This is a genomic window from Phascolarctobacterium sp. (assembly GCF_030531065.1).
Taxonomy (GTDB): Bacteria; Bacillota; Negativicutes; order Acidaminococcales; family Acidaminococcaceae; genus Phascolarctobacterium_A.
The window spans coordinates 1-24,554 of record NZ_JAUNOQ010000017.1; the positions used below are offsets into that span (position 1 = coordinate 1).

A 24,554-nucleotide genomic window follows, 5' to 3' on the forward strand; every position below is an offset into this window, starting at 1 on the left:
AACAGCACCATGCTTGAGCATGGTGCTGTTTTTATATGCGCAGACATCTGCCGACAAGGGCGCAGGCCTGGCTGACGATTCGCCGCGCTGGCAGAGCTTTTGAACAGCATTAAATAATTTAACGTAAATACAGCAAAAGAGTTAGGCTCACGTTTGCCTAACTCTTTTTTACGAATATTATTTTCTGTTGCTTATCTTTCTACGCGGCCGGGATAGGCTTTAAGAGCTTCGCCCAGAATATAGATGGCGCGTTCCAAATCTTCGGATTTGAGTACGTAGGCCAAGCGGGCTTCGTTCACGCCGCTACCGGGCGTATTATAGAAACCGTTGCCGGGAGCGAACATTATGGTTTCGTTATCGATGGCAAAATTTTCCAGAGTCCAGATAGCAAATTTTTCGGCGTCGTCGACGGGCAGGCTGACCATAATGTAGAAAGCGCCTTTAGGGTCGGAGGCCATAACGCCGGGCAATTTTGCCAAAGCTGCGACGATGGTGTCGCGGCGTTTTTTATATTCTTTGTTGACTTCTTCCAGATAAGTAGCGGGCGTGGTGTAAAGCGCGGCTGCGCCGACCTGCTCCAGAATGGGGCTGCACAGGCGCGCCTGGCAGCATTTAATAATTTGCTTGCTTAAATCTTTATTTTTGCTGATGATGCAGCCGATGCGCGCGCCGCAGGCGCTGTAGCGCTTGGAAACGGAATCGATAATGATTAAATTATTTTCCAGTTCCGGCATCGTGCCGAAGCTGCGGTATGCGCCGTCGTAAACAAATTCGCGGTACACTTCGTCGGCAATCAGCGCCAAATCATATTTACGGACGATGCGGGAAATCATGTCCTGTTCTTCTGGCGTGTAAACTACGCCTGTGGGATTGCCGGGATTGGTCAGCAAGATAGCTTTGGTTTTTGGCGTAATATGCTTTTCGATTTCTTCTTCGCTGGGCAGGTGATAACCGTTGGTTACGCTGGTAGGCACGGCGTTGATTTTAGCGCCGAATTCCTTGCAGAAGGTGGTGTAATTAGCGTAGAAAGGCTCGAACACCATAATTTCATCGTCGGGGTCGCACAGCGCCATGACCGCCATAATCAGCGCTTCGCTGCCGCCGTTGGTGATAAAAATATCGTCGATGGCAAAATTCATGCCCTTTTCTGCATAATATTTCTGAATTGCTTTCAGCAAGAACATTTCGCCCTTGGAATTACTGTAGGCGATAACGGGCGCCTGGTAAGCGCGGATGCTGTCCATAAATTGCGCCGGAGTTTTGATGTCGGGTTGGCCGATATTAAGATGATAAACCTTTTTGCCTGCGGCTTTGGCTGCGTCGGCATAAGGGGAAAGCTTTCTGATGGGAGATGAAGTAAGGCTTTGAACACGTGCGGAAAGTTTCATATAACATTGGCTCCTTTGTTTTAAAATTTAGCATACGTCGGCGGCCATGGGATAAGCGCGGCTGACTGTAAAATACTTTTTTATTATACCATAGAAGCTTTGCATACGGCGCCGGAGCGGCATATTATATTGTATACATGCAATATGGCCTGCGCGCGCGCAGATTTTTGTAAAAGCTTGAACAAAAATGAGCGCGGCGGTTTGACTTTTGCCACGCCGCGTTATATAATATTAAAGATAATTTTGCAAAATTCTGCGAAGCGGATTAGTAGTCGTAAGCGTTTTTCAGAAAGCCGGCGGGCGATGCGAGCCGGTAAACGACGAAGATGAACTCACCGTGAAGAAGCCGCAAGGAAATGTGCGGACGTGACGCTGCGTTAAGGCTAATGGAGTGGCGGCAATGCCGCAATCAGGGTGGTACCGCGAAGATTTTTCGTCCCTGACCTTATTGTATTTTAGGGTCGGGGATTTTTGTTTTCTTTCGGCCAAAAATTTTGTTGGAGGTAATGAAATGCTGCAAGAAAAATATGCTCCTCATGAGATAGAGAGCAAATGGCAAAAATATTGGGAGGATAATAAAACCTTTAAGGTAGAAATGGATAAGAGCAAGCCGAAATCCTATGTGCTGGAAATGTTTCCGTATCCGTCCGGCAATCTGCACATGGGCCATGTGCGCAATTATTCCATCGGCGACGTAGTAGCACGCTTCCGCACTATGAAGGGCTTTAACGTGCTGCACCCCATGGGCTGGGACTCCTTCGGTATGCCTGCCGAAAACGCCGCTATTAAGCACGGTATTCCGCCGAAAAAATGGACGCTGGACAATATCGCCAATATGACCCGCCAGCAAAAGGCTTTGGGCCTGTCCTACGATTGGGACCGCGAGGTAACTACCTGCAAGGAAGATTATTATAAATGGACCCAATGGTTCTTTGAGCTTTTCTATAAGCGCGGCCTGGCTGTCAAGAAAGAATCCGCCGTAAACTGGTGCGATACCTGTAATACGGTGCTGGCTAACGAGCAGGTTATCGACGGCAAATGCTGGCGCTGCGACCACGAGGTAGTTAAAAAGGATTTGAGCCAATGGTTCTTTAAAATTACCGATTACGCCGACGAGCTGCTGAAAGATTTGGATTTGCTGACCGGCTGGCCGGAGCGCGTTAAGACCATGCAGCGCAATTGGATTGGCCGCAGCGAGGGCTTGGAATTTGAATTTGAAATCCCGGCTTTGCATGACAAAGTTGCGGTTTACACCACCCGTCCCGATACCTCTTACGGCGTAACCTTTATGGCTTTGGCTGCCGAGCATCCGCTGATTCATAAGATTTGTGAAAATAATCCTAAGGCAGAAGAAATTAAAGCTTTCTGCGAGCGCGTGCGCAATCAGTCCGAGATCGAGCGTACCTCCAGCGAGTCTGAAAAAGAGGGCATCTTTACCGGCGTATATTGCATTAACCCCTTCACCGGGCGCAAGGTAGAGATTTGGGTAACTAACTACGTGCTGTACGATTACGGCACCGGCGCGGTTATGGGCGTGCCTACGGGCGACCAGCGCGACTGGATGTTCGCCGATAAATACGGCATTGAAAAGATCGTTACTCTTTGCCCGGTAGGCAAGGAATTAAAGCTGGAAGAAATGACCCATGCTTATGAAGAAAAAGAAGGCATGCTGGTAAATTCCGGCGAATTCACCGGTATGGAAATGCACAAGGCAATGGCTGCGATTATGGATAAGGCGGAAGCGGAAGGCTTCGGCAAACGCCGCGTCAACTACCGTCTGCGCGATTGGCTCATCAGCCGTCAGCGTTATTGGGGCGCGCCCATTCCCATCATCTACTGCCCGCACTGCGGCGAGGTGCTGGTGCCGGAAGAAGAGCTGCCCGTGCGTCTGCCGGAGGACGTAAGCTTTACCGCCGGAGCAAAATCTCCGCTGGCAACTTCTGAAAGCTTTGTTCACTGCAAGTGCCCGAAGTGCGGCGCTGACGCTACCCGCGAAACCGATACCATGGACACCTTCCTGTGCTCTTCGTGGTATTATCTGCGCTATACCGACCCGAAAAATACGGAGCTGCCCTTCGCTAAGGACGTTAATATGTACTGGGGACCGGTAGACCAATATATCGGTGGCATCGAGCACGCTATCCTGCATCTGCTCTACTCCCGCTTCTTCCTCAAGGTGCTGCGCGACGCAGGCCTGGTGGATTACGACGAGCCTTTCAGCAATTTGCTGACCCAGGGCATGGTAATTAAGGACGGCGCGAAAATGAGCAAATCCTTAGGCAACGTAGTTTCTCCGGAAGAAATTTTGGAAAAATACGGCGCCGATACCGCCCGCCTCTTTATCCTGTTCGCCGCTCCGCCGGAAAGAGAGCTGGAATGGAGCGACCAAGGCGTGGAGGGTTCCTTCCGTTTCCTGAACCGTATCTGGCGTATCGTTCTCAACTATATGCCGCAGATGGAGCAAAAGCTTACTGGCTATGACGCGGCAGCGCTGACCGAAGCGGACAAGGAGCTGCGCCGCGTGCTGCACAGCAGCATTAAGAAAGTAACCAGCGATATCGAGACCCGTTTCAATTTCAACACCGCCATTTCCACGCTGATGGAGCTGGTCAACGCTCTGTATGCTTATAAGGACGCTAAGCAGGAGCCCAACGCCGGTTTAGTTTACGAATCTATTACCGATCTGATTAAAATGCTGAGCCCCTTCGTTCCTCACATTACCGAAGAACTGTGGCGCGGCGCTGTGAATGAAAATACCAGCGTACACGACCAAAGCTGGCCGGAATACAGCGAGGACGCTTTGAAGGTTGACAATGTGGAAATCGTTCTGCAGGTTAACGGCAAGGTGCGCGGCCGTCTGACCGTTCCCGCAGCCGCTACGAAGGAGGAGCTGGAGCAAATCGCTTTAGCCGACGCCAACGTGCAGGCTCATATCGGCGGCGCGACTGTGCGCAAGGTCATCTGCGTACCGGGGCGTCTGGTAAATATCGTAGCTAAATAAGCTGTCCATAATGTTTCTTTGATAATCGAATAAGTAGGTTTTGACAATTAGTAGTGCCAAAATAACGCTTACATTTTCAGAGTCTCTGAGAATAACTTACGTTATTCTTAGGGACTCTTTTTGTTTTTCAGGAATATTTAGAGGGAGGTTTTTACTGTGGATAATAAGCAAAAGAAGTTGATGCTGTTAGGAATTTTATTGCTGGGCTGCTTGCTGACCAGCGCGGTTGCCGAGTGGGCGCAAGGGAATAAAGAGCCGTTGCCTGCGCCGCTGCCGCCCCATACTGACGGCGAGCTTAAACAAACGAAAATAAAAATTTATGTCAGCGGAGCGGTGCTGGAGCCGGGACTGTACGACCTGCCCGTAGGTTCGCGGGCCTGGCAGGCGGTGGAGGCAGCAGGCGGACTGCGGGAGGACGCCAATATGGAAAAGGTGAATTTGGCGAAAAAGCTGAAGGACGGCAATCAGGTCAACGTACCGGCGCTGAAGGCTGCGGCCGGGAAAATTTCGTCGGGTCGCGGCGGGGATTTTTCAACAGGAGTGCGCGTTGAAAAAAATTACGTCAGCGGCGGGCGCATAAATTTGAACACGGCTACGGTTGAAGAACTGGACGCGCTGCCCGGCGTCGGCCCCGCGATGGCCCGGCGCATTGTGGAGCGGCGGCAGAAAAAACGTTTTACAAAAGTGGAGGACTTGCTGCAGGTTAAGGGCATTGGTAAGGCGAAGCTGGAACGGCTGCGCGATTTAGTCGAGGCAGATTAAGGAGGACGGCGATGCAGTTTATTTATGCAGGAATGGTTTGCTTTATGCTGGGCTTGTGGCTGGGCCTGCAGCCCGCCGCTGCCTTCGCCTCGTGGCCGCTTTTGTCAGGCGCGGCCGCGGCGGCGCTGGCGTTAGGCGTGCGGCTGACGGACGGATGGCGGCGCGGCTTGTGCGTGTGCCTGAGCCTGCTGTTGTTGGGCTGGGGCAACGGCTGCCGCGTAGAACTCAGCGCGGCGCAGCAGCTGGAGCAGCTTTGGGGACGGCAGGCGGTGGCTTACGGCAAACTGGAGCCTTTAAGCCTGCGGCAGGACACCGGCTATCAAAGCTTTATTTTGCAGTGCGAACAGCTGCGGCTTGGCGCGGAGCTGCGTCCTTACCGCGGACGCCTGCGGGTCGGTGTGCGGCAAAAGGAAATCCTGCCGGAGTGCGGCAGGCTGACGCTGGCCGGGCAGCTGGAGCCTTTGACGGGTTTTCGCAATCCCGGCGCTTTCGACAGCGAGCAGTATCATCGGGTCAACGGCTTGGGCGGCAGGCTGAAAAACGCAAAGTTGCTGGCCGCGCAGGAAGAAGCCGGGTGGCGCGATAAGCTGGAGCTGCTGAATTTGCGCTTGTGCCGCCGTTTGGAGCGGGGTGCGGGCGGCGAAGCGGGAGCGGTGCTAGGCGGTATGCTTTTGGGCGGCAGCGGTCGCTTGGACGATGAAACGCGAGAAGTTTTTATTGCTAACGGGTTAGCGCATTTGCTGTCGGTTTCCGGAACTCATTTAGTGCTGCTGGCCAGCCTGCTGTCCGCGTTACTCAAACCGCTGCCGCTTAAGTGGCGCAGGCTGCTGTTGGTGCTGCTGCTGTGCGCTTACGCAGCTTTGTGCGGCGGCAGGCCGCCGGTGCTGCGGGCGTTGCTCATGAGTACTGTTGTGCTGTTCGGCGGCGCGGGGGCCGAACGGGGACGCTTGTTGTGTTTGACGGCGATGAGCTTGCTGCTGTTCAAGCCGGTGTGGCTTGCGGATATTGGCTTTCAGCTTTCCTTCGGCGCGGCGGCGGGCCTGGTGTGGCTGCTGCCGGCCTGCCGGCGCTGCTTGCCTGCCTGGCTGCCGACTGTTATCAGCGAAGGCGCGGCCGTGACCTTGGCGGCGCAGCTGGGCGTACTGCCATTCATTGTAGGTTATTTTCATCAGCTTTCGGTGATTTCTCTGGTCAGCAATATTGTGCTGGTGCCGCTTTTGGAGCTGGCGGCTTTGCTGGGGCTGGCAGGATGCGCGCTGCCCTTGGGCGATTATTTATTAGCGGCGGCCGGTTTTTTAGTGCGCCAGGCGCTGACCCAGGGCGCGTGGCTGAGCTGCCTGCCCGGCAGCGTACTGACGGTGGGGGCGCTGCCGCTGTGGTGCGCCGTTATTTATTATGGCTTGTTAGCGGTGTGGGCCGATTGGCCCTGCCTGCAATTTTTGCGCAATTGGGAAAGGCGCTGCTTGATGACAGGCTGTGTTTTACTTTTAAGCGGCGCGCTGCTGTGGCAGCAGTATGGGCCGCGTCCTTTGGCGGCGTATTTTCTGGACGTGGGGCAGGGAGATTGCGTCGTCGTCGTTACGCCGTCGCGTAAAGTAGCGGTGTACGATACCGGCGGCTTGAGCGGGATCGATACGGGCGCTAAAATAGTCGCGCCGTTTTTGCGTAGTTTGGGGTTTAGCGCAATCGATTTACTTATCGTCAGCCATTACGATTTTGACCACGCAGGCGGCGCGGCAGGACTTTTGCGGCAAATGCCGGTTAAAGAAATTGTTTTACCTCAGGAACGGCTGACGGAAGCAAGCGCCGCGATTCGTCAAAAAATAATCGCGGCGGCGGGTGCAGGCAAAATATCTTTAGCTAGGCAGGGGCGCAGCTGGCAGTTTGAGGATAGCTTGCTGCGCCTGGCCGTGCCTGCGGAGCAAGTTGTCGGCAACGAAGCCAGTACGCTGGCGGAACTTTTCAGCCCTTACGGCAGTTTGCTGCTGACGGGCGATATGGGCGAGGAACGGGAGCAAAATTTGGCATTGGGCTGCTATACGGTGCTGAAGGCCGGGCATCACGGTTCAAAATACAGCAGCAGCGCCGAATTTTTGCAGCAGGTACAGCCTTTAGTAACGGTAATTTCCTGCGGCCGCGGCAATCGCTACGGCCATCCGCATGCAGAAACTATGGAACGCTTGCGGGCGGCGGGCAGCCGCGTACTACGCACGGACGCTATGGGCTGCATTAAGATAGAGTTCGCGGAGGAACTGCGCTGCTGGGCGTATGACGGGAAAGCGTTCAGAAGATTGCAGAATAATAACTTATGAGTTATAATATAGGAGGAAACGTGTATAAAATAATATTTTATCAAGACCGCAAGGGCAAACAGCCGGTAAAAAACTACCTTGTACAGCTCAGCAAGAGAAAAGACAAGGATAGCAGAATAAAATTAAATAAGTACAATGAGTACATCAGCGCGTTAAGCGAATATGGTTTGGAATTATGCGAGCCTTACATAAAACATTTGGCAGGAAATATTTGGGAGCTGCGGCCATTGCGCGACAGAGTATTATTTGCCGCATGGACTGGCAATAGCTTTGTGCTGCTGCATTATTTTATGAAAACAACGCAGAAAACTCCAAAAAGAGAAATAGAAAAGGCGCAGAACGCATTTAAGGATTTTTGTGAGAGGAGCGGTAAAAATGACGAAAGAGTATAGCTCTGTGGGCAGCGAGTGGCAGCAGGTACGCGCAGAATTGTATACGCCGGAAGAAATAGCGGAATGCGATTTGCGGGTGGCTTTGATTGGCGAATTTATTAAAGCGCGGCATGAGCAAAATATTACGCAAAAGCAGTTGGAGGAATTGAGCGGCGTTAAGCAGCCGGTAATCGCGCGTTTGGAGCGTGGTACTTCTATCCCTAGTATCAGCACGCTGATAAAAATTTTAGTCCCGCTGGGGAAAAAGCTGGCGATTGTTCCCATTGACGCCGAGGTGCCGTCATGGAAATAAAGCCGGAGGAATTATTATTCAGATTACAGCAGGGCAAGCCGCTGCCCGACTTGAGCGGCATAATTGCCGTTTACGGCGAGGAGGATTATTACCGCAGTCAAATTGCCGCGGCGGCGCCCGCCTTTATTTTTGCCGGTATCGACGAGGCTGACAGGGAAATCACAATTTTTGATAAGGATACCGACCTGCGGCAGATGGCTGCTGTGGTCAATACCTATCCGTTCTTTTGCGGCCGTTCGCTGGTGATTTTGAAGGATGAAAAGCTGTGGGGCGGCAAGCAGGACAGCGACAGCAAAAAGCAGCAGCTGGATAAGCTGGCGGATATTTTAAGCGACGTACCGGAATATTGTACGGTGCTGATTTGCGCCAGCAAGCTGGATAAGCGTACCAAGCTGTTCAAGCTGCTGAAAAAGCAGGCGCTGCTGTGCGAATGCGCCAGCCTGCGCCCTTATGATTTGGCTCCGTGGCTGGAGCGGCAGGCGGAGCAGTACGGCGCGCGCTGGGAGCGGGACGCCGTGGGTACGGTGCTGGAATATCTGGCGCCGGTGGAGCGCGCTCCTTTGCAGCTGTTGCAGCAGGAAATCGCTAAGCTGGCCGTTTACGCAGGCGAGCGTAAAACGTGGACGAAGGCGGACGTGGAGGAAATTTTTTCCGCTTTGCCGGAGACCTCCAGCTTTGCGCTGCTGAATTTTATCTGCGACCGCAAGCTGCCGGAGGCGCTGCGGCTTTTGGCGGACGAACGCAAGAAGGGCGGCAATATTTTGCCCATCTGTGCCTTAATCATGTTTAAGCTGCGACAGATGCTGCAATTTATGGAGCTGCGGCAGCATGGCTACGATTTGAAGGGAGCTACGGCGGAGCTCAAGCTGCATCCGTACGCCGCCAAAAAAATGCAGGAGCAGTGCCGCCGTTTTCAGCCGGAGTCCTTGCAGCAAGCGCTGCTGGATTTAACGCAGCTGAATATCGATTTGCGTCGTGGAGGCCGCGGCTACGAGCGCCTGGAGGAAATTTTGCTGTGCCTCATTGGCTGAGCCTTGGGCAGCAAACAAAAGCTGGACAAAGACGTAAGAACTTGTTATAATAGCTGTGAACAGTCAACGAAGACTTTTTTAGGTCGGGGATTAGTGTCCCTGTTCTTAAAAAAGTCTTTTTCGTTTTTCTGGGCAATTAGGGAGTATTGAGAAAGGAGAGCAGCCGTCATTGACGCTGCACACAATCATGAACAACAAAGATTTACTGTATGTTATTAAACCTGCACAGCAAACCGAAGAAGCCTTGCGCGAGCTTTTGCTTCAGCATCCGGAAATAAAATTTGTTTCCTTGATGGGCGTGGATTTTGCCGGTAATGATACGGATGAAAAAATTCCCATGAAGGTTTTTCTGGAAGATATGCGCAGCTTTTTGGAGGGCAGCGCCGCACAGACCGACGGTTCTTCCGTAGTGTTGACGGGCATCGCCACGCTGAATAACGCCCGCGTAGATCTGGTAGTAGATAAATCCGTTAATTGGTTTGTAGATTATAATTATGAGCATTTTGACGCGGCTAACGGCAAAATGATCGGCACGTTGCGCATTCCCTGCTATTTGTTGCACAACGGCAATTTTGTAGATTCCCGTTCTATTTTGAAAAATACGCTGGATTATGTGGAAAGCGAAATCATGGAGCTCTTTAAAAAGCATCCGGTGATTCCCGGCTTGGAGCACGTTGATCCGGCTGAAATTGAAAAGCTTGTTTTCACCAGCGCTACCGAGCTGGAATTTTGGGTAAAATCTCCGCGCGAGGACGCTCCCATCGAAGCGCTGTCCTCTTCTCAAATGATGCAGGAGCAATACTGGCAGCGCACCCGCGGCAATGTGCGCACAGCTTTGGAACAAACCGTGGAAACCTTGGACCTTTACGGCCTGGAGCCGGAAATGGGGCACAAGGAATGCGGCGGCGTTAAGGGCCAGATCGACGCAGCCGGTCACATGACCCACGTTATGGAGCAGCTGGAGGTGGACTGGAAGTTTGCCAGCGGCGTACAGACCGGCGATAACGAATTGCTGGCGCGTATCATTGTAAAAGAAGTATTCCGCATGAACGGCTTGGAGGTTTCCTTCCAGGCTAAGCCGATTCCCGGCGTGGCAGGCAGCGGCGAGCATACGCATGTGGGCATGGCCGCAAAAATGAAGAACGGCAAATTCGTCAACCTGTTTTCGCCCAAGAATATGCACGAGGACTTTTTGTCCGCTATCGGCTACGGCGCGTTGATGGGCCTGCTGAAAAATTACGAGGTTACCAATCCCTTTATTTCCTGCACTATCGATTCGCTGAACCGCTTGAAACCCGGCTTTGAAGCGCCGGTCTGTATCGTTACCAGCTTGGGCATGAGCCCGGAAAATCCGTCCCGCAACAGAACGATTCTGGCGGGCTTAATCCGCGACCTGGATAACGATAAGGCCACCCGCATCGAGATGCGTTCGCCGAATCCCTACACCAATACTTATATCGCTTTGGCAGCCTTCTACCTGTCCTGCCTGGACGGCATTAAGGCCTGCGTGGAATCCGGCAAGGATTTGAAAGCGCTGGAGAAGGAAATTTCCAAGAAAGCAGGCGAGCCCGGCTTCTATCTGGATACCGACCGTCAGTACCGCACTGAGGACGACGTTTTTGAAGATTTCACTGCGGAAGAACGCAGCAGATTATTCGGCGAGCCTCCCGCTACGGTTTGGGAAAATCTCTGCGCCTTTGATAAATATCCCGAAAAGGTGGACGTGCTTACTCAAGGCGGCATCTTGAAGAAGGAATATATCGAATCCTTTAAGCAGGGCGCTTTGACCCGCTGGAAAACGGAGCTGCTGACCCGCTTGATTCCGGAAAATTATTTAGCGGTTGTCGAAATGAAAAAGCTGCACGACCCGGAAAGCTGCACCGACTGCGATTTGGCGCTGTGGCATAAAATTCAGGCGCTGCGCGCGAAGCTGGCTAAGGATTCCTTTGAAGAAAAGAGCCTGTTTACCAGCATCCGTAAGGCTATCGCTTCCGAAGATTACGATACGGCTTCCGCTTTGAAGATTGAAATGGCCAAAGCGGTGGAGGAGCTGAAGGTTCTCTATCACGATTACAAACAAAATATTATTGACTGACTTTCATTTGCCAAATGAATAAGTAAAACAAAAGCTGATGAGAAAGCTAAAACTTTCTTGTCAGCTTTTTTGTTTGGCGGAAAAATTACAAATGATAAGGTCTTGCGGGGGGGTACAAGTATGATACAATAAAATACAACAAAGGGGGCGCAATTATTTCCCCAAATAATTTGGGATTTTGATGCGTGAGTTTTGGTTTGCGCAGTATGCGCTGCTGCAGGCCGCACACATAAAAATTTTTATGAGGAAAGGGTTGAATGGATATGAAACGAAAACAAATTTTAGCGAAAGCTATAACCTTGGGGTTGCTGTTGGCGATGCCGTGCGGCGCGTGGGCAGAGACGAAAATAAATAATATCGTTACTTTGGGAAATGAAACTACATACAGCGACGGCTTGTTGGTTGAGAAGAGCGGAAATATACAAGGCAATAGCTATGATTTAAAAGTGGATAGTACATTTCCTTACAATAAAATTCTTTTGGGTGTTGTAAATGAAGGAACTATAACAGGCGTGGGCACTTTATCTGCTGGAAGCGTTTATAATAATGGGGGAATTTTAGAAGTCAAAAATTTGCAACTTGCAGGTGCTAAGTACGAGAAAAATTGGCCGCAGCACTATTCGCTTTATTAATGAGGGGACAACAACTATTGGCGGCGGTACTTTAGTCGGATGGACGTATAACGATGAAGGCGCTGTTTTAAATATTACTGGCGATACAATTTTTAAAAATAGAGAAGAAGAGCCGAGTGGAGAAGCCTTAACGAATATATCTGGTAGTATTATAAATATAAGCGACGGCGTTACGGTAACAACAGAAATGTTTAATAACGGTACTAGAGACAATACTAATGCTACTCTTAACGCCGCTAACGCTAAAATTTTTATCAATGGCAATAGAGGTAAACTTAATAATTATGGAACAGCAGAAATCGGGACTTTAGAATCTGATGGGAAACTTGTTGGTTATGGTGATCCTCGTGTAGATAATTTTGGTTCATTAACTGTTAATCATAAGCTGGCTTCCGATTTAAGTAATCATGGTACGTTTATTTACAATGGAACTGAAACGATAACTGGTCTTATTATGAATTATGACAAGATGTATGTTACTAGCGGAGAGTTAAAAGTTATTGGGGATTTTCACATCAGCGGGGAAGAGGCATTAGTAGGAGCTAATGCAAATGAAAATCTCAATAAATTGAGCGTTAGTGGGGAATTGACTGTTGGGTCAAAGAGGGATGAAAAGAAAACTCTACTGACTGTTGATGAGCAAATACAGGCATCAAGTATTGAAGCTTATGGCGATATTAAAACACAGAAACTCACTACAGATAGTTTTAATGTCTTTTATGTTAATAGTTTAAACTATGGGGAAAATGCTGCGTCTATAGAAGTAGATGAATTAGTTGTTAGTGGTAAAAACGCAACAAGTAATATAGGTGCTAAAATAGATGGCACAGGAGCTGAAATAAAATATGGCCCTGCCAAAGTGATTGTGCATGATAAATTGGTTGTAAACGAAAGTAATACGCTTAACAATTACGGGCAGTTGCTGTTTGATGGAGATAGCGCCGTTATTAGCGGCGACGGGATTATTGAAAATAAGGGTGAAAAGCTTGATACATATTTACAAAAAAACAATATATACGGCGTTATTGCTAAAAACGGAGCCGGTGAAAAAATCAAGGAGCTTACCATTGAGAGCACTTTGAATAATACCGGCATCGTTGCCGTCGAAACTTTAAATGTTGCTAACGGCTACGACGATACTTTTGCGACCAGCGATAAATCCAGCAAAGAAACTTTTATGGTGGACAATCTTAATGTTCTAGCAGATGGTAATTTTAACTTGAAGCAAGAAGCATATGTATTGAAAAATGTTGGAGTGGGAGCTGATGCAGAATTAACGGCCGCGGGTGCAGTTAGCGATGTAGAATCCGTTGCTTTAGCTGACGACGCAACTTTTGAAACTGAATCTCTTGCTATGGCCGACAGCGGCGCTGTTACCAGCGACGGCGGTTCTTTGACCGCAAAGGCCATGAGCGGCGAAAGTTTGACTTTTAATTTGCAATCCGATAAGGAAGAACAAATTAACGTAACGGAGTTTACCGGCAATGATTTAAAAATCAATGTGGCTTCGCTGACGCCCAACCAAGTAGTAATTGACAAAATGAACGGCAGCGGAATAACGATTAACGGCAACAGCGATATCACCGACAGCTTTGCTTCCGACAACATTGAAGCAGGGCTGCAATCTTTAGCTTACGCCGCGTCGATTAACGAGCAAAGCGGCGACCAGGGTAGAAAAGTTGCGTCCCCGGCAGGCAAAATTTTAGGCCCGACGGAAGCTATGACCGACGCTAATAATAAAATTATTACCTCCAGCGTGAAGGAAGGCGTCAACCCCGCTAACGAGGGCATCAGCGAGATGGCGAGCATCGCGCTCATGACCTGGCGTCAGGAAAATAACGACATGAACAAGCGCCTGGGCGAGCTGCGCGACAGCGCGGGCGAGCACGGCGTATGGGTGCGCATGACGCGCGGCGAAGCTAAGTATGGCAACCAAAATATTAAAAATCAGTATAACGCTTATCAATTAGGCTACGATGAAAAATTGAGCGTTGATAAGCGCTGGACCGTGGGCGCGGCGCTGACCTATACGGACGCGGAAAGCAGCTTTAGTTACGGCAAGGGCGAAAACAAGCACAAGGGTCTGGCCGTTTACGGCAGCCGCCTGAACGACGACGGCAGCTTTATTGATTTAATCGCCCGCTACGCGCGTCTGGAGCATGACTATGAAGTATACGGCGGCGCGGGCAAAGGGGACTTTGATACCAACGGCTACAGCCTGAGCGCGGAATACGGCAAGCGCTTTACGCAAAAGAGCGGCTTGTGGATTGAGCCGCAGGTAGAGCTGACTTACGGCAGAGTAAGCAGCGGCGAGTATCTTACGAATAACGGCGTCAGAGTGCGGCAGGAGGGCATGGACAGCGTGGTAGGCCGATTGGGCTTCGCTTTAGGCAAAAATTTGGCGCAAGGCAAGGGCAACGTGTACCTGCGCGCGTCGTACCTGTACGATTTCGACGGCGAGACGGACGTGCGTTACAGCTATGGCATACAGAACAAACGCTTTGAGCAAGACCTCGGCGGCGGCTGGTGGGAGGTCGGCGTAGGCACGAACATCAACCTGAGCGAAGCAAGCCACTTATACTTTGACGTAGAAAAAACTTACGGCGGCGACGTGGCAACGCCGTGGCAATGGAACGCCGGCGTGCGCTGGAGTTTCTAAATGTAAACCTGCCGTTTGCTTTACAAGTGAGGCAAGGCGGCAGAAAATAAAAATTCTAAAGCAGGCAGTATTTAAGAAGGTACTGCCTGCTTTACTTTTAAACTTATTTTTCTAAATCTGCGCGGCACAGTTCCACAAAATAGCTGAAATCTGCGGCAAGATATGATATAATATTTTTTCAAGATAAGATTTGTTAAGGATGCTTATCTTTTGAATGTACACGCAATACGCCGCTCAGCGGGGTTAGGAGGAGCTTTGTGTTAAAAAGTATGACCGGCTTTGGCCGCGGCGAATACGAGGACGATAATTTTTCTATTACCGTGGAAATGAAAGCCGTAAACCATCGTTATAACGAGGTTGCGATTCGGCTGCCGCGGTTTTTGAATCCGTTGGAGGACCGCATTCGCAAAACAATTTTGAAAACTATAAGCCGCGGACGCATCGACGTTTTTATTAACGCCGATTATACCGCCAGCGGCAACTGCACGCTGAAGGTGGATAAGAATTTAGCCGCCGCGTACCACAACGCTTTGCGGGAGGTGGGCGAGGCTGTCGGCGCTGCGGAAACGGGCATTAACGCCGCTGCGGAAATTTTATACATCGCCCGCTGCCAGGACGTTATCAATGTTAAGGAAGGCTTTTTTGACGTGGAGAGCGTGTGGCCCAAGGTGGAGCTGGCTTTGCGTCAGGCCGTGGATAATTTGGTGGCCATGCGCGAGGCCGAGGGCGGAAATATTTACGGCGATTTTATTTACCGCGCCGATTTGATTGCCGAAAAGCTGGCTCTGATCGAGGCGCGTTCGCCCATGGTGGTGGAGGAATATCAGAATAAGCTTTCGGAGCGCCTGAATAATCTTTTAGCGGAGCATAACGTGACGGTGGAACCGGAGCGCTTGCTGCAGGAGGTGGCTATTTTCGCCGACCGCACCAGCATTACGGAGGAAATTGTGCGCTTGAAGAGCCATATCAAGCAGTTCAAGCTGATTCTCGCTTCCGACCAGCCGGTGGGGCGCAAGCTGGACTTTTTGATTCAGGAATTCAACCGCGAGGCCAATACCATCGCGTCCAAGGCCAACGATTATACTTTGGCGCAGCTTGTGGTGGAAATTAAGGCCGAGATTGAAAAAATCCGCGAGCAGGTGCAGAATATCGAATAAAGCGGGCAAGCTGCCGCGTAATCGGAAGAGGGAGGTTAGTATGGATATTAAGCTTATCAATATTGGCTTTGGCAACGTAGTCGCCGCCAACCGCATCATTGCTATCATCAGCCCGGAATCCGCGCCCATTAAGCGCATTATTCAGGAGGCGCGCGATAAGGGCTTGCTGATCGACGCTACTTACGGCCGCCGTACCCGCGCTGTGGTGGTTGCCGACAGCGGGCATATTATGCTGTCCGCCGTGCAGCCGGAAACAGTGGCTAACCGCCTGGCTCAAAACGATGTAGAGGATGAGGAGTAAAACGATGGTAATGGGAAAGCAAAAGGAAGGCGTCACGCCTAAGGGCGTGCTGCTGGTTGTTTCCGGGCCTTCGGGAGCGGGCAAGGGCACGATTTGCCAGATGCTGCGCGAGAAGCTGCCGGATTTGGGCTATTCTATTTCGGTGACGACGCGTCAGCCCCGCAACGGCGAGGTGGACGGCGTAAATTATTTTTTTAAGACCGTACCCCAGGTCAAGGAAATGATTGCACGCGGCGAGCTTTTGGAATATGCCGAGGTGTACGGCAATTATTACGGTACGCCGCGCCAATATGTTATGGAGCAGCTGCAAAGCGGCCGCGATGTGCTGCTGGAAATAGATATTCAGGGCGCGTTGCAGATTAAAAAACGCTTTCCGGAGGGCGTATTCGTTTTTATCGTACCGCCGTCTTTGGACGAGCTGTCCGCCCGTATTTACAAACGCGGCACCGACAGCGAGGACGTTATTCAGCGGCGTATGGCTTCGGCGGCCAGCGAGCTGACTTACGCTGCGGAATACGATTATATCATCGTGAACGATATTGCCGAAAAGGCGGCGCAGAAGGTGCTGACGATTATGGAAGCGGAGCGCTATCGCGTGGCGAGAACGTATTTTATTGTAGATAAAATTTGCAAGGGCAAAGCCGATACAAGCATGAAGGAGTGAATGATTTATGTCTATGGTAGATCCGTCCATCGACTATTTGGCTGAAAAGGTGGACAGCAAATATACTTTAGTTATTTTGGCTGCGAAAAGAGCGCGCGAGCTGACGAAGCCGGAGTTAAACGCGCCGGAGAAGGAAGTCAGCACGGCTTTGAAGGAGATTGCCGACGATACCATTACTTACGAGCGCACTAAGAACGTGTAATAGCGGGAGGACGAAGCCTTGTTGAAGGGTAAAAAAATAGTTTTAGGCGTTACCGGCGGCATTGCCGTTTATAAAGCGGTGGATTTGGTCAGCCGTCTGCGCAAGCAGGGCTGCCAGGTGCGCGTGGTGATGACGGAACACGCCCAGCAGTTTGTTACCCCGCTGACCTTTAAGGAAATCAGCGGCAATCAGGTGGCCGTATCCATGTGGAGCGGCAATCAGGAATTTAATGTGGAGCACATCGCTCTGGCTAATTGGGCCGACGCTTTTTTAGTGGCGCCCGCTACCGCCAATATTTTGGCGAAGATGGCTTACGGCCTGGCGGACGATTTGCTGAGTACGACGCTGCTGGCGGCGCAGGCTCCCATTATTGTTTGCCCGGCGATGAATACGGGAATGTACGAGAACCCGGCTACGCAGGAAAATATCGCGAAGTTAAAGGCGCGGGGCGTGACCGTGATGCCTCCGGCCGTGGGCAAGCTGGCCTGCGGTACGAGCGGCGCGGGGCGTTTGCCAGAACCGCAGCAGATTGTGGAATTTGTCAATGGCTTTTTCGCTCGCCGCGAAGGCGATTTGCGCGGGCTTAAAGTTTTAGTGACGGCCGCGGGCACACGCGAGCCCATCGACCCGGTGCGTTTCGTGGGCAACCGTTCCAGCGGCAAAATGGGCTATGCCGTGGCGCAGATGGCTGCCGAGCGCGGCGCGGAGGTGCTGCTGGTCAGCGGGCCTTCGGCTTTGGCGATTCCGGCCAACGTGCGCGCTGTTAAAGTGGAAACGACTAACGAGATGCTGGAGGCCTGCCTTGCCGCTTACGACGATATGGATATCGTAATCAAGGCGGCCGCCGTGGCCGACTACCGGCCGCACGACGTGGCGGACCAGAAAATAAAAAAGAAAACGGACGACGCTTTGACCGTAGTGATGGATAAGAACCCGGACATTTTGAAAACACTGGGCGGGATGAAAACCCATCAGGTGCTGGTGGGCTTCGCCGCCGAAACGCAGAATCTTTTGGCGAACGCCAGGGAAAAGGTCGTGAAGAAAAATCTGGATATGATTGTCGCTAACGACGTTACGGCTGCGGGCGCGGGCTTTAACGCCGATACGAATATCGTAAAGTTTCTTTTTGCCGACGGCGAGGTGCGCTCACTGGAGCAGATGCCCAAGACGGACGTCGCCAACTGCATTCTGGACGAAGCGTTGAAAATCAGGAAGAGCAGGTAAAAAATATTTCTTAAAATTTTTCTTGTGTAATTCTTGTGAATTTGCAGGAAAGCTCTTGCTATTAACAGCGAGATGTATTATACTAATCAACGTAATAAGTTAATATTACTCATCAAGAGCGGTGGAGGGACTGGCCCTGTGAAGCCGCAGCAACCATTGCAGGTTGAAATCTGTAAACGGTGCTAAGTCCGGCAGCACTTTAGCTGTGAGATGAGGATGCTTTAAAAGTCTTTTACGGCGTTCTCATTGCGAGAACGCCTTTTTTAATGCCCAAAGCATGATTTCTTGAAAGGAGCTAGACATGAGAAAATTATTTACTTCCGAATCTGTAACCGAAGGCCATCCCGATAAAATTGCCGACCAAATTTCCGACGCGGTGTTGGACGCTATTTTAAGTCAGGATCCGAAAGGCCGCGTAGCTTGTGAAACTATCGTTACCACCGGGCAAATCCATATTTTCGGCGAAATTTCTACGCAATGTTATGTAGATATTCCGCATATCGCTCGCCAGACGGTTATCGACATCGGCTACGACCGCGCTAAGTACGGCTTTGACGGCAATACCTGCGGCGTGCTGATTTCCATCGACGAGCAGTCGCCCGATATCGCCATGGGCGTCGATAAAGCTTTGGAGGCCAAGGAAGGCCTGGCCGCCGAGGAAGAAGCCGGCGCAGGCGACCAGGGCATGATGTTCGGCTACGCTACTAACGAGACCGACAGCTATATGCCCATGCCGGCGTATTTGGCGAACAAACTGGCGCTGCGCCTGACCGAGGTGCGCAAGAACGGCGCTCTGCCCTACCTGCGTCCGGACGGCAAAACACAGGTTACTGTGGAATACGACGACGGCAAACCCGTGCGTGTGGACGCGGTTGTAGTTTCTTCCCAGCACGCGCCGGAAGTTACGCAGGAGCAAATTCGCAAGGATATTATCGAGCAGGTTATTAAACCGGTGGTTCCTGCTGCAATGTTGGACGACGACACTAAATATTACATCAACCCGACGGGCCGCTTCGTTATCGGCGGGCCGCAGGGCGACGCAGGCTTGACCGGCCGCAAGATTATCGTCGATACCTACGGCGGCATGGCGCGTCACGGCGGCGGCGCTTTCTCCGGCAAGGACCCGTCCAAGGTTGACCGCAGCGCCGCTTACGCCGCGCGTCACGTGGCGAAGAATATCGTGGCCGCAGGCCTGGCCGACAAGTGCGAAATCCAGCTGGCCTACGCTATCGGCGTGGCGCAGCCCGTTTCCGTTTTGGTGGAAACGTTCGGCACCGGCAAAATCGCCGACGAAAAAATTTCCGAGCTGGTGCGCAAAAACTTCGCTTTGAGCCCGACGGGCATCATCAAAGAATTGGATTTGCTGTGCCCGATTTATAAGCAGACCGCGGCTTACGGTCATTTTGGCCGCACCGACGTCGACCTGCCGTGGGAACATCTCGATAAGGCCGACGCGCTGCGGGAGCAGGCCGGGCTGTAAAATTTAATTAGCGCAAGCGAAGTACATTTAGCGAAAGCCGCAGGCAACGACGCCGAGGCTTTCGCTTTTCATATTGTCGGGAAGCTTTTATTTTGCGGTTTGTCATCTGCGCCGTAAGCTTTGATAAAAATTTTGCGCTGCATTTGCTCTTTTAATGCGCTGCTATATTTGGTATAATGATTATATGCAGTATCATGCAATTTCATGAATAATATTGCAAAGTGCGAGGAGGTTATCATGTTTATTTTGAAAAACGGCGACGGCATTACGTGGCCGCAGGGCAAAAAGATTGCCGTGATGGTGACCTTCGATTTTGACGCGGAACTTTTGCGCCAATCTGTGATTGGCAAAAGGAATATCGGCTTTTCGGATTGCAGCAGGGGGCGCTACGGCCCGGACGAAGGCCTGGAGCGCTGCCTGAAAATGTTGGAGCGGCAGCATTTGCGCACAACTTTTTTTGTGCCGGGGCGCGTCGCCGAATTGTATCCCGAAAAAGTAAAACAAATTGCGGACGCGGGGCACGAGCTGGCGTACCACGGTTATCTGCACGAAGCGTCGGTGGATATGCCGGCGGCGGGGGAAGAAGCCAATATGGCTAAAAGCGAAGCGCTTTTGCAGGCGTTTGGCGGGCAAAAGGTCGCGGGCTACCGTGGGCCGCTGGATTTGTTGCCGAACTGCGCGTTGGATTTAATGAAGCGGCGCGGCTATTTATATTGTTCGACCTTGAAGGACTGCGATTGGGCGTATGTCCATCCCGATACGGGGATTGTGGAGCTGCCGACGGAGCCGTCGCTGGACGATTTTTCTTTCTTTTATTTTTCTTACGCCGACGAAGCGACAATCACCTGCACCTATCCAGTCGATTACGTTTATGATATTTGGCGCGATAATTTCGACGAGCTGGCGGACGAGGGCGATAAGGTTATGGTGCTCAAGCTGCACCCGCAGCTTATCGGGCGCGCCAGCCGTGTGCGTATGCTGGAACGCCTGATAATTTACATGAAAGAACACGGCGCCTGGCTGGCAAGCTGCCGCGAGGTGGCGGCTTACGTTAAAAAATTTTACGCCGAACGCGGCGCTGCGGAAGGGGGCGGGGCGCGATGAACTGGCATTGGCCCGATAATAAACGCATGGCTTTGTGCCTGTCCTTCGATATTGACGCCGAAACTCTGTGGCTGACGCGCAACGCTATCAACGCGCGCCATCTGGCGAATATGTCGCGCGGGCTGTACGCGACGAAGCAGGGGCTGCCACGCATTTTGCGGCTGCTGGATGAAGAAGGGCTCAAGGCTACGTTTTTCACCACGGCTTACACCGCCGAAATCCATCCGGAAATTATCCAATATATTGCGGCGCAGGGGCACGAGATCGGTTATCACGGCTATCTGCACGAGGTAAAGGATACTTACGAGGAAGAAAGCGCGCTCATGGATAAGGTAGACGCGATTTTCCGCAGGCTGACGGGCAAGCGTCCGGTGGGCGTGCGGATGCCGGACGGCATTATCCACGATTTTCACAAGCGGCTGTGGCTGGAGCGCGGCATAATTTATTCCTCCAACTGGCGCAATAACGACGGGCCGTTCCTGCTGGATTTGGACGGCGGGGAAATTCCCATTGTGGAGCTGCCCAAGGACGGCGTGGTGGACGATACATCCTACGATATGTATACCTTGCAGCACCCGGAGCATTATTATCTGCGCAGCGGACGCGAGATGGTAAAAATCTGGCAGGACGAAATCGACGGGCTGGCGGAAGAAGGCAGGATGTTGAATCTGGTGATGCATCCGCAGTTCATCGGGCGGCCGGGGTATGTGCGCGCGCTGCGCGGCTTTTTGCGTTACGCTAAAGAAAACGGCGTGTGGATTGCGACGGACGAACAGGTTGCTAAGCATGTATTAGCCCAAAAGGGGTTTAATATAGAAGTAAAATATTAATGAAAAGAGGGGTTCATGATGAAAAAATTTACGATGAAAAGCATTTTCGCCTTTCTGGCGACGGCGATGCTGGCTATGATGCTGGTGGGCTGCGGCGGCGAAAAGAAAGAGGAAGCCAAGGCCGACGCGGGCAAGGGCGAGAAATGGATTGTCGCTATCAATTCCACCTTCCCTCCGTTTGAGTCGGTAAAGGAAGGCACGAAGGATTACCAGGGTATCGATATCGATATCGCCCACTATCTGGCGAAGAAGATGAATAAGCAGATTGAATTTACCGATATGAAATTCGCTTCCTTGGTGCCGACGCTGCAGAGCGGTCGCGCTAATATTATTATTTCCGCGATTTCGCCGACGGAAGAGCGCATGAAGGTCGTAGACTTTACGAAGCCGTATTATTTCCCGATGAAGGCTATTATCTGCAAAAAGGGCGCGGGCTTCGACACGATGGACAAGCTGAAAGGGCAGAAGGCCGGCGCGTCCATGGGTACGACCTTCGTTAAGGATTTGAAAGCCGTACCCGGCATCGACGTAGTGGAGCTGGATACCACGCCGCTGGTTATCCAGGACATTAAGAACGGCCGTCTGGCAGGCGGGCTGTTCGATTCTTCCCAAGCCGCCGTATTCGTAAAGCAAAACCCGGAGCTGGAGCTGCATATCGTGGAAGCGCCCGTGCTCATGGGCGATACTTTCGCTATTGCGCTGCCGAAGGGCTCCAAGGATACGGAAAAACTGAACGCATTGCTGAAGGAAATGCGCACCAACGGCGAGCTGCATAAAATTTTAGTGGAGCATTTGGGCGAGGACGCTACTAAGCAATACGAAGCCGCTACCGAAAAACTGGATATCGCCAAGCTGTAAGGGAGTGCGAAGCAAATGTTGGATTTTTCCGTACTGGAACCGTACTTCCCCCTGTTGGCCGCTTCGATATGGATTACGCTGAAGTTTACCTTTTTGTCCACCATCATGGGCTTTTTGGGCGGCTTCATTCTGGCGTTAATCACCTTGTCGAAAAATCGTCTGCTGTCCTTCCTGGCGAAGGCGTATATTTCGGTGTTCCGCGGCACGCCGCTTTTGGTGCAGCTGATGCTGATTTATTTTGCGACGCCGCAGCTCACGAGCTATACGATTTCCGCGCTGGAGGCCGGCGTGCTGTCCTTCGGCTTGAATTCGGCGGCGTATATTTCGGAAGCGCTGCGCGGCGGCATTCTGGCGGTCGATAAAGGGCAATGGGAGGGCGCTATGTCCTTGGGCGTGCCCAAGCACCGCTTCCTGCTGGATATTATTCTGCCGCAGGCGATTAAGAACGCGCTGCCGTCTTTGGTCAACGAAAGCATTATGCTGCTTAAGGATTCCAGCCTCGTTTCCGTTATCGGCGTGGCGGATACGCTGCGCTGGGCCGATTTGATTCAGGCCAAGACCTTCCGCGCTTTCGAGGCTTTTATCGTGGCGGCGGCCGTGTATTACGTTTTGGTTATGGCCCTGAACTTTTTGGGTTCGATTTTAGAAAAGAAGGTGCGCGTCAGTGATTGAGATTCAACACCTATCGAAAAATTTTGGCGACCTGCAGGTGCTCAAGGACGTGTCCCTGACCATCCATAAGGGCGAGGTCGTGACGATTATCGGTTCGTCGGGCAGCGGCAAATCGACGCTCCTGCGCTGCATCAATTTATTGGAGCAGCCCACGGGCGGCTCGATTCTGTTCGAGGGCGTGGACATCGTTAATTCCAAAGTAAAAATTGAGGACATCCGCAAAAACGCCTGCATGGTCTTCCAGCATTTTAATTTGTTCGCCAATATGACGGTTCTGGAAAATATGACGTACGCGCCGCGCGTAGTTAATAAATTGTCCAAGGCCGAAGCGACGGAAAAAGCGTTGAAGCTTTTGGCAAAGGTGAACATGAGCGATAAGGCCAACGAATATCCCAGCCGTTTGAGCGGCGGGCAGAAGCAGCGCGTCGCCATCGCCCGCGCTTTATGCATGGAGCCCAAGGTGCTGCTTTTGGACGAGCCGACGAGCGCGTTGGACCCGGAAATGGTTAAGGAAGTGCTGGACGTTATCAAGCAGCTGGCCAATACGGGCATCACTATGGTGCTGGTGACGCACGAGATGGGCTTCGCCAAGGACGTATCCGACACCGTGTATTTTATGGACGGCGGTTATTTGATTGAAAGCGGTACGCCCGACGAGGTCTTTAACCATCCGAAAACGGAACGCGCGAAGAAGTTTTTAGCTTCTATCCTGGTGTAGCGATGAAAATATTTATTATCAATCCCGATTACGGGATGACGGACGAGCAGCTGGCGCAGCGTTGCCGGCTGCTTTCCCCGTATGTGGGCCCGGACGTGGAGCTGCATATGGAATGCCTGACGCAAAATAAAATTGAAATCGATTCGGCGCTGGACGCGGCGCTGGCCGCGCCGGAAATTATTACGCTGGCGGCGCGGGCGCAGCGCGAGGGTTACGACGCTGTGGTAATTTACTGCTTCAGCGACCCGGCGGTGGACGCCTGCCGCGAGCTTTTGCATATCCCCGTCGTCGGCGGCGGGCAGGCGGCCTGCTTGTTAGCGCCTTTAGTGGGGAGGCAGGCTGGCTTGCTTTTGGCGGACGTTTGGCGCGCGCCGGAAAAGAAGTTGTTCGTCGAGCAGTGCGGCGTCGCGCCGGGGCGTATTGCGGCCATCGGCGGCGTGGCTGGGCGCGGGCTGGATGCGTGGCGCGACCGAGAGAAAACGCTGGCGCTGCTTGTGGATGCCGGGCGCAAGCTGCTGGACGAAAGCGGCGCGCAGGTTTTGATTTTAGGCTGCCTGTCGTTTTTAGGTTTAGCCAAGCCGCTCGGCGAGCGCCTGGGCGTGCCGGTAATCGACGCGGCCGCGGCCGCCGTATCGCTGGCGGAAAGTCTGGCGCGGCAGGGCTTGCATACCAGCCGCCGCGCGTACCCCGAACCGCCCGCGCGTCCGCGCAGCTGGAGCGGCGGCGCATTATAAAATTTGTTTTAAGAACTGCGTTTCCTAAACGGGACGCAGTTTTTCT

The 24,554-nt window shown here is 52.0% G+C and carries 22 protein-coding genes, 1 riboswitch and 1 other annotated feature; of the genes, 21 read left to right on the plus strand and 1 reads right to left on the minus strand.

Annotated elements, in window-relative coordinates:
• Positions 1-191: 191 nt before the first annotated feature.
• Positions 192-1,388, minus strand: coding sequence for a pyridoxal phosphate-dependent aminotransferase (locus Q4E64_RS09945; protein ID WP_303167748.1), 1,197 nt, complete (start codon positions 1,386-1,388; stop codon positions 192-194).
• Positions 1,389-1,634: 246 nt separating this feature from the next.
• Positions 1,635-1,832, plus strand: a binding site (T-box leader).
• 67 nt (positions 1,833-1,899) lie between these two features.
• Between Q4E64_RS09945 and leuS the strand changes: the two genes are divergently transcribed.
• The 21 genes from leuS (at position 1,900) to Q4E64_RS10050 (ending at position 24,508) form a co-directional block, all read left to right on the plus strand.
• The gene (leuS, locus tag Q4E64_RS09950) at positions 1,900-4,389 is read left to right on the plus strand and encodes a leucine--tRNA ligase (protein WP_303167750.1); all 2,490 of its coding nucleotides are present in this window, start codon (positions 1,900-1,902) and stop codon (positions 4,387-4,389) included.
• A 156-nt stretch (positions 4,390-4,545) separates the two neighbouring features.
• Positions 4,546-5,151, plus strand: a complete 606-nt coding sequence (locus tag Q4E64_RS09955; RefSeq protein ID WP_303167751.1) for a ComEA family DNA-binding protein — start codon at positions 4,546-4,548, stop codon at positions 5,149-5,151.
• Between the two features lie 11 nt (positions 5,152-5,162).
• Complete coding sequence (locus Q4E64_RS09960) at positions 5,163-7,463, plus strand: DNA internalization-related competence protein ComEC/Rec2 (RefSeq protein WP_303167752.1); 2,301 nt, start codon at positions 5,163-5,165, stop codon at positions 7,461-7,463.
• 20 nt (positions 7,464-7,483) lie between these two features.
• Positions 7,484-7,855, plus strand: coding sequence for a type II toxin-antitoxin system RelE/ParE family toxin (locus tag Q4E64_RS09965; protein WP_303167753.1), 372 nt, complete (start codon positions 7,484-7,486; stop codon positions 7,853-7,855).
• Entirely contained in the window at positions 7,839-8,147 is a 309-nt protein-coding gene (locus Q4E64_RS09970) for a helix-turn-helix domain-containing protein (RefSeq protein ID WP_303167754.1), read from the plus strand. The genes Q4E64_RS09965 and Q4E64_RS09970 overlap by 17 nt, the downstream gene beginning before the upstream one ends.
• Complete coding sequence (gene holA / locus Q4E64_RS09975) at positions 8,138-9,178, plus strand: DNA polymerase III subunit delta (protein WP_303167755.1); 1,041 nt, start codon at positions 8,138-8,140, stop codon at positions 9,176-9,178. Before Q4E64_RS09970 ends, holA begins: the two co-directional genes overlap by 10 nt.
• A 187-nt stretch (positions 9,179-9,365) precedes the next feature.
• Complete coding sequence (locus Q4E64_RS09980; RefSeq protein ID WP_303167756.1) at positions 9,366-11,273, plus strand: glutamine synthetase; 1,908 nt, start codon at positions 9,366-9,368, stop codon at positions 11,271-11,273.
• 257 nt (positions 11,274-11,530) lie between these two features.
• Positions 11,531-11,905: a hypothetical protein gene (locus tag Q4E64_RS09985; protein ID WP_303167757.1), complete on the plus strand. Its 375-nt coding sequence runs from the start codon at positions 11,531-11,533 to the stop codon at positions 11,903-11,905.
• A gap of 187 nt (positions 11,906-12,092) precedes the next feature.
• Complete coding sequence (locus Q4E64_RS09990) at positions 12,093-14,564, plus strand: autotransporter outer membrane beta-barrel domain-containing protein (RefSeq protein WP_303167759.1); 2,472 nt, start codon at positions 12,093-12,095, stop codon at positions 14,562-14,564.
• Between the two features lie 257 nt (positions 14,565-14,821).
• Positions 14,822-15,721 carry a YicC/YloC family endoribonuclease gene (locus tag Q4E64_RS09995; RefSeq protein WP_303167760.1) on the plus strand — a complete coding sequence of 300 codons (900 nt, stop codon included), beginning with the start codon at positions 14,822-14,824 and terminating at the stop codon, positions 15,719-15,721.
• Positions 15,722-15,761: 40 nt separating this feature from the next.
• Positions 15,762-16,022 carry an extracellular matrix/biofilm regulator RemA gene (gene remA, locus Q4E64_RS10000; RefSeq protein ID WP_293729657.1) on the plus strand — a complete coding sequence of 87 codons (261 nt, stop codon included), beginning with the start codon at positions 15,762-15,764 and terminating at the stop codon, positions 16,020-16,022.
• Between the two features lie 10 nt (positions 16,023-16,032).
• Positions 16,033-16,686 carry a guanylate kinase gene (gene gmk / locus Q4E64_RS10005; protein WP_368501569.1) on the plus strand — a complete coding sequence of 218 codons (654 nt, stop codon included), beginning with the start codon at positions 16,033-16,035 and terminating at the stop codon, positions 16,684-16,686.
• 7 nt (positions 16,687-16,693) lie between these two features.
• Positions 16,694-16,888: a DNA-directed RNA polymerase subunit omega gene (rpoZ, locus tag Q4E64_RS10010; RefSeq protein WP_368501567.1), complete on the plus strand. Its 195-nt coding sequence runs from the start codon at positions 16,694-16,696 to the stop codon at positions 16,886-16,888.
• Between the two features lie 18 nt (positions 16,889-16,906).
• Complete coding sequence (gene coaBC / locus Q4E64_RS10015; RefSeq protein ID WP_303167762.1) at positions 16,907-18,112, plus strand: bifunctional phosphopantothenoylcysteine decarboxylase/phosphopantothenate--cysteine ligase CoaBC; 1,206 nt, start codon at positions 16,907-16,909, stop codon at positions 18,110-18,112.
• Between the two features lie 106 nt (positions 18,113-18,218).
• A riboswitch (SAM riboswitch) is annotated at positions 18,219-18,329 on the plus strand.
• An 84-nt stretch (positions 18,330-18,413) separates the two neighbouring features.
• Positions 18,414-19,592: a methionine adenosyltransferase gene (gene metK, locus Q4E64_RS10020; protein WP_303167764.1), complete on the plus strand. Its 1,179-nt coding sequence runs from the start codon at positions 18,414-18,416 to the stop codon at positions 19,590-19,592.
• A 237-nt stretch (positions 19,593-19,829) separates the two neighbouring features.
• On the plus strand, positions 19,830-20,696 hold the full coding sequence (locus Q4E64_RS10025) for a polysaccharide deacetylase (protein ID WP_303167765.1): 867 nt from the start codon (positions 19,830-19,832) through the stop codon (positions 20,694-20,696).
• Positions 20,693-21,526 carry a polysaccharide deacetylase gene (locus tag Q4E64_RS10030; RefSeq protein WP_303167766.1) on the plus strand — a complete coding sequence of 278 codons (834 nt, stop codon included), beginning with the start codon at positions 20,693-20,695 and terminating at the stop codon, positions 21,524-21,526. The genes Q4E64_RS10025 and Q4E64_RS10030 overlap by 4 nt, the downstream gene beginning before the upstream one ends.
• Positions 21,527-21,541: 15 nt before the next feature.
• Positions 21,542-22,384 (plus strand): transporter substrate-binding domain-containing protein, encoded by an 843-nt coding sequence (locus Q4E64_RS10035; protein WP_303167767.1) that lies wholly within the window; start codon positions 21,542-21,544, stop codon positions 22,382-22,384.
• A 15-nt stretch (positions 22,385-22,399) separates the two neighbouring features.
• A complete protein-coding gene (locus Q4E64_RS10040; RefSeq protein WP_293729650.1) occupies positions 22,400-23,056 on the plus strand; it encodes an amino acid ABC transporter permease in 657 nt (218 codons plus the stop codon).
• Positions 23,049-23,774 carry an amino acid ABC transporter ATP-binding protein gene (locus Q4E64_RS10045; RefSeq protein ID WP_303167769.1) on the plus strand — a complete coding sequence of 242 codons (726 nt, stop codon included), beginning with the start codon at positions 23,049-23,051 and terminating at the stop codon, positions 23,772-23,774. Before Q4E64_RS10040 ends, Q4E64_RS10045 begins: the two co-directional genes overlap by 8 nt.
• A gap of 2 nt (positions 23,775-23,776) precedes the next feature.
• On the plus strand, positions 23,777-24,508 hold the full coding sequence (locus Q4E64_RS10050) for an aspartate/glutamate racemase family protein (protein WP_303167771.1): 732 nt from the start codon (positions 23,777-23,779) through the stop codon (positions 24,506-24,508).
• Positions 24,509-24,554: the final 46 nt, after the last annotated feature.